Origin of the sequence: Vibrio sp. V39_P1S14PM300, assembly GCF_009904765.1 — a bacterium.
Taxonomy (GTDB): domain Bacteria; phylum Pseudomonadota; class Gammaproteobacteria; order Enterobacterales; family Vibrionaceae; genus Vibrio; species Vibrio proteolyticus.
Genome location: NZ_WXWP01000138.1, coordinates 1 through 6,098 on the forward strand (window position 1 = coordinate 1; position 6,098 = coordinate 6,098).

Here is a 6,098-nt window from a genome sequence, read left to right on the forward strand (position 1 = left end):
AATGTGCACATCGCCATTGATGTCGCGTGCCTTAAAATCTCTCATCACGTCACCTCATCACGGGATTTACCGCAAACAATAACTGTATATTTATACAGTTTCAAGTGAGTGCATACTGAGGGTGTGAGTCGGGTTCGACAAAATCGGTTATCGTGACCAAAATACCTGCAACCGATGTAAGAAAAAGCCAGCGAAAGGCTGGCTTAAGTCAGGTCGGAGTATTTAGTTCTGGTGGGTAAACGGTCCGGCAGTGGTCGCTCCAATTTCATTGCCTGCTGTATCGTACAGGCGAGAGGTAACGAAATATTGGTATGTGGCTCCCTTTGAACCGTTGAACGAGTAGGAATGGGTGGTGGTTAGCGCTGAATTGACATAGCTCCCGCAACAGGTGAAAGTGACCTCAGTGGTTGACGCGACATCGGTGGTCCAGAAAATCCGGAATTTTACACCTTTGAGTTTTTCACTACCGACGGATGAAATAAGGGGGCCGTCGGTGTTGTTTTCCTGCGATTCGTTGCCGCCCCCACACTGTGTTTCATCCAGTCCGACTTCGGCCCACGCTTCAATCACTGATGTCAGGATAGCGTCGTCGGCAAAGGCCAAAGTGGCTGCTCTTGCATCACAGAACCGGGCATCCGGCGTAAGTGAGGTAAACGCATCGTAAACCAGTTCAACGGCGGTTTGCTGGCCAACGCCAATCACCCCTTGTCCTTGAAAATCTGGATTAGCGTTCACTCCGCCCTCAGAGAGTAGGTAAAACCAGTGGTTGATAATGCCACTGTTAATGTGGACACCGCCATTGTCACCGCTGCCTGTGTAGCGCTGCGCATAGTGTGACGGGTCGCCGTCAGCATTAGGATCTGCCATGTTCCGGATTCCATCGTCATAAAGCATGATGTCTTCGCCTATGGTCCAGTTACCGCTGTTGTTGGCAAATTCCAGGCTGGTGCCCATGATATCGGAGAACGCTTCATTGAGCGCACCAGATTCGTTCTGGTAGATAAGGTTACTGGTCGCTTCGGTAATACCATGTGCCAGTTCATGCCCGACGACATCCAGATCTCCGGACATATTGGTAAATGAGATCCCGTCTCCGTCACCATAAGCCATTTGACTACCATTCCAGAAAGCGTTGTTGTAGTTCCGCTTGACGTGCGCTGACGAACGGATGCCCTGAGGATAATAGTCGAGCCAGTCAAAATTAAAGTGAGTGAGGAAGTACTTGTCTGCAAGATGCGCATAATAGTGTGCGTCCACCAGAGCGGCTTGTCCCGGGGATGTCCGTCCGGCTCTGTCCCAGAGGTTGTCATCGTCTGTGGCGATTGAACCGGGCAGGCGTGTTTTCCCGCCGGCGTCGTAAGTTGACAGTCTTGGCGCGGTCATTTCGAAGCGTCCCCGGTTGTAATCCGTCAGTCCTGATAAATCTCGCGATTGTCCCCAAACTCCAATCCCACTGCCGGTGGTAAGGGCATTGTAAGCATTATTTATCACACCTGTTTCGGCATCGATCCAATGGATCCAACGGCTATCATCACGGCGATTTTCTGTGATATAAAAATAGCGGCCGTCACGAGGGTGCAAAGCGAGTGTGACCTTCCATGTGCCTTTGCCTCCGACTTTCATCATGGCAATCCCTTTGGCCGCGGCGGCGCTTATTCGTACGTCATTGGTCGCCATAATGCCGGGATAATGCTTACCGATGACGAACAACGTTTGCCCGCTTGCTGTGGTGATTGTCGTGAGCTGTGCGCCCCATACTTCAGCTAGGCCAACAAATTGCTGATAACGTTTAGCTTGATGACCGGGCTTTGCGAGGTTAACCATCTTGATAGGGTGCACATCAACTGGCAGGGTGAATGATTTGGCCGGATTATGGTGAATCTGAATACGACTGGGGGCACTGGAAGGTAATGCATAAATGGTGCTTGAAACTGTCGCCATTATGGCGAATGCAACGGACTTGAGGCGCATCGGCTCTCTCCCTGTCATCACTTCACTCTGGCGGTGAATGCACTCGGTTGTATTTCAACTGACGACGAGATAAGTGTAGTGGGGCATATCCATGCCCTCAAGTAGCCAATAGCGTCGGTTTTTTCTCAGGCCAGTGGAACGGATTGTGTATCATGTACTTAGTCACTGATTTCAAATCGATTTCGGCCGTTGTTTTTCGCTTTGTACAACGCACTATCGGCGTTGGAGAACAGAGCTTTCCAGGACACTTTCAGCTCTGAGGCTTTCACGCTTGCCGCGCCAAGAGAGATGGTCACTTTGATGGATTCATCCTCGAGTTCAATAATTTCGGACGCGACAGCAGAGCGCAATCTTTCGAGAGTTTTAGCCGTTTGCCATTTGTCTTTGCTTTGCAGCAGTAAGACAAACTCTTCACCGCCCCAACGAACTAATACGTCTTCGGGGCGTATGGCATTTTTTAGTGCTTGCGCGACACCCTGAAGCACCTTGTCTCCGGCTTCGTGTCCATACTGATCGTTGACACCTTTGAAGAAATCGATATCGATGACAGCCAGTGCATACGGATGTTCAAATGGTTTGGCGTGAAAAGCTTTCAGCCATTTTTCCAGATAGCGCCGGTTGTTCAGTTTAGTCAGTGAATCACGGGTGTTTTCATTCTCTAACTCGCGATTTATGCGCTTCATTTTAAACAGTCGCTTGGCGGCAACGTAGATAACCAGAGCAAACAATGCCAGGTAAAGAAGTTCCCGGGTGCGTTGCGCATTCAGTTTTTCTTCCTGAAGCTGGTTCTTGGCTTCCAGTAGCGCCAGATCCCGCTGATTTAGCTGCTTTTCCAGCGCGTTTTTTTCGCTTAAAAGCTCTTGACCGTAGGCGTCTTTGTAATAATCGCGGCGAATATTGTCTTGTTGACGAAAGTAGAGCAACGCGTTTTGATAGTCCTGTTTGCCCTCATAAGCGTCAATCAGAATGCCCAACACCTCCATTTCCCAAGCCACCTCGCGGGTTTCCGACTGGTGCAAAATGTCGACCACTTTAATGCCGTAGTAAATGCTTTCGTTGTAATTCTGCTTGACCAGGTAGGCCTTGGCTAACGCCTGGAAGCATCCTGCGATTTGCAGTGGAAGGTCTTTTCCATCGGTATCTAAAGCCAGGCATTGTTGACCGATGGCCAGCGCTTCGTCGGCCTGACCAACACCGCTGAGTAATTGGGATAAATTGGAGAGCGTAGTGTATTTCACTTTTTTTGAGCCGGTTTTCTCCGCCTCTTTTTGTGCCAGTGCCATAAACTGTTTGGCTTTGTCGACATCGTTGAGTGCGAAATAGATTGTGCTGGCGTTGGAGTTCATCACGGCTTCAAACAGACTGTTGCCATAGTTGTGACTGTGATAGAGCTTCAGCGCGCGCTCAACATAGTCTCGGGCGCTTTCCCAATCTTCTGACTGCATGTACACCGTCGCAATGTTGTTCAGTGTCATCGTCGACTGAAAACTGTCACCCACTTCAGTCACAAGACTAAACGCTTTCTTGTAGTAGCGCAGGCTGGAAATGATATCGGACCGCTGAATTTTGGCGTTCCCGAGCCATCGGTACGCCCGACCCGCCAAACGCTTATAGCCGATTCCGTTGGCAATACTGACCACTTCGTGCAACAAGACCTGACCTTCGAGAAGCAGATCAGAATCAATCAAATCAATCGCTCGGTTCAGCTTGGCTTCAGCGACGATCCAAGGCATCTCAACCTGCTCACCCAATGCAACTAAATTGGGGGTATGAACATTCCTTAACCCTTCATAGCGTTGAAGATTTTTCAGACCAAAATAGTACAACGCTTTTTCGTTTGGAGAGGCGTCTTCGGGTAACACGAGTTGACCCGCTTTGATACTGCCGGGGTGACACATGGTTTCGTAATAAAAATCGAGCATGGGCTGCTCACTCTCGTCTACCAGATCGTTCAGATAGCTGTAACGAGGCTGTGCAGTCGCCATTGTTATGCCACTGATGAGCAGAACAAAACCTAAGGTCGCAACGGTCGGAAACTTGAGAGACATAGCAGACTAAAAGAGTAAAAACTCAACAGAGAGCAAAGGGAGCACAGTTTAACATTCTTATAAACATATTTGACAGCCATTGATAATAAAACAGACAGGGGGCTATTAAAATTCCATCAAGATTCCAGTTCAAAATACTCGATTTTCAATCTTAAGATTGGTTTTTGAGATGTTACTTCCAGTCTTTGTTTGCGCTTTTCTCTTGGCAATATGCAATCTACATATTCACTGGATAATTAGTTAAAAAGACTAAGGTTTTGGTGAGATAGTAGCCAATGACTCTTGGTATATTTTATCAGTCTATTTCTAATACTAATATCGAGAGTCACTATGGGTGTTACGATCAACGCAAACGGCTTGAGTGTCGTGCACAAAGGGTCTGGGGGCGAAGCCAATGCGACGTTGCCGGATGTGTGCCTGACAACGGTGGGCAACTCGGTTGTCCCTATTCCGTACGGAAACAACGCAAAATCCGCCGATCTGGCAGACGGTTCCACCACCGTAGCTGCAGATGGTGGCAACAGCATTGCAATTAAAGGCAGTAAATTTGCCAAAAGTACGGGTGACGCAGGCGGTGACAAAAAAGGCGTAGCATCCGGCACCATTGAATCTGAAGCAGAGTTTATCTCCGCCTCTCCTACCGTCAAAATCGAAGGCAAAGGTGTTTGCCGCCTCTCTGATCAGATGACCATGAACAAAGCCAACACCATGTGTTTGGGAGGCGCTCAGAACCCGTCTGTAACGGTAACGGAAGATCAGGAAGGTACGTATACGGTAGACCTCTTCCTTTCCTATTCGGACGGCGACCCTGTCCAGGGGGCTACATACAAGCTCACGGACCAAGATGGTGGTGTTTTTGAGGGCAAGTTAGACAACTCAGGTAAAGCAACAGTAAGTGGTGTGGCGCCAGGTGAGTTCTCGGTTGAATATGGTGAAGACAGCCGTGAGTTTACGCCAAATGAACCGACGCAAACTAACCCTAATTTCAACCCGAATGCCAATGCTCAACTTATCATTGAGGAAGCGAAGCGAGGAGAAGTAGGTTTTTGGGAGAATGCCTGGAAACGCATGTCGGGTGCCGCGAGTTGGATATGGGGAGTCATTCTGGGAGATTTCAACGATGACGCATCCGTTGAGCAGATTATAGCAAACACGGCGTTGACGATGATTCCAGTAGTTGACCAGGTTGCGGACGTACGCGATTTGTCTGCAAACGTGATGACTCTGCTAAGTGAAGAGGAACGAGATAAACCAGAAAATTGGTTGGCTCTTTCATTGACCTTGATAGGGTGCATTCCAACATTTGGCAGTGCTGTTAAAGGGACTTGTAAAGTTGCTCTGAAAGGCGGTAAAGCGACCTCGAAAGACTCTCTTTTAGCAGTATTACGAGGCTTAGGAAAAGGCGATCCAGAAAAGTTTTTGCGCACTCTTGATTGGATGGACTATGCAAAACAAGCCAGTGATATTATTTCAGATGTACTCAAACCATGTATTGAAGTTGCGACAGAGTTGGCTTCTTACGCTAATCGTATGGGAGCTGATGAGCTTGGTGCATATTTCCTAAAGCTAGCCGATGAAGTGAAAATCATCGATAAAATGGTGCCAGATAAGCTGAAAGAAGCCATGGGAGAATTTGATGAGCTGTTCGCACGGATATTAGGAAAGAGTGAGAAAACTTACCCAGCCAAAACCAAACATAACACTGGTACGTCTTCACAAGCTGGTAAGAGTGAAGATAAGACAAATGAGGAGAAAACCAAGAAAGCGGGCCGCTGTGAAATATGTAATCGAGAGCTAGGTAAAGCTAAAAATCAGTGTGTTGGACATAAAATTATCAAGGGTTAACCAATGGGTAAATGGAACGAATTAACTGAAACAACAAATTTATCACGTCACGGTAAAAGTTATGATGGTAAGCATTGGGGAGAGCCTAAAAAATTTAGTGAAAACTGGACGCCTATATGTGAGATGTTTGATAAGAAGATCTACTCTCATCCTTGGATTAAAAATTCAACAAATAAAAACTTGTCGGTAAAAACATTAACTCCTCATCATCTGATATCTGTTTCATCTTTACAC

The 6,098-nt window shown here is 47.6% G+C and carries 4 protein-coding genes; 2 read left to right on the plus strand and 2 right to left on the minus strand.

What is annotated here, in order from left to right; all coding sequences use genetic code 11:
• Nucleotides 1-222: 222 nt before the first annotated feature.
• Both CAG65_RS06570 and CAG65_RS06575 read right to left on the minus strand, forming a co-directional pair.
• Nucleotides 223-1,971 (minus strand): M4 family metallopeptidase, encoded by a 1,749-nt coding sequence (locus CAG65_RS06570; RefSeq protein ID WP_237668769.1) that lies wholly within the window; start codon nt 1,969-1,971, stop codon nt 223-225.
• A 158-nt stretch (nt 1,972-2,129) separates the two neighbouring features.
• Nucleotides 2,130-3,956: a tetratricopeptide repeat-containing diguanylate cyclase gene (locus tag CAG65_RS06575; RefSeq protein ID WP_237668770.1), complete on the minus strand. Its 1,827-nt coding sequence runs from the start codon at nt 3,954-3,956 to the stop codon at nt 2,130-2,132.
• Nucleotides 3,957-4,349: 393 nt separating this feature from the next.
• Between CAG65_RS06575 and CAG65_RS06580 the strand changes: the two genes are divergently transcribed.
• Together CAG65_RS06580 and CAG65_RS06585 are read left to right on the plus strand one after the other, a co-directional pair.
• Nucleotides 4,350-5,864, plus strand: coding sequence for a PAAR-like domain-containing protein (locus CAG65_RS06580; RefSeq protein ID WP_161452958.1), 1,515 nt, complete (start codon nt 4,350-4,352; stop codon nt 5,862-5,864).
• A gap of 3 nt (nt 5,865-5,867) precedes the next feature.
• Nucleotides 5,868-6,098: hypothetical protein (locus CAG65_RS06585; RefSeq protein WP_161452960.1), on the plus strand; the 231-nt coding region annotated here is incomplete at its 3' end.

What these genes read in the sequence shown, in the direction of transcription:
- CAG65_RS06570 (WP_237668769.1), bottom strand. Translation starts at nt 1,971, where the DNA reads ATGCGCCTCAAGTCCGTTGCATTCGCCATAATGGCGACAGTTTCAAGC.
- CAG65_RS06575 (WP_237668770.1), bottom strand. Translation starts at nt 3,956, where the DNA reads ATGGCGACTGCACAGCCTCGTTACAGCTATCTGAACGATCTGGTAGAC.
- CAG65_RS06580 (WP_161452958.1), top strand. Translation starts at nt 4,350, where the DNA reads ATGGGTGTTACGATCAACGCAAACGGCTTGAGTGTCGTGCACAAAGGG.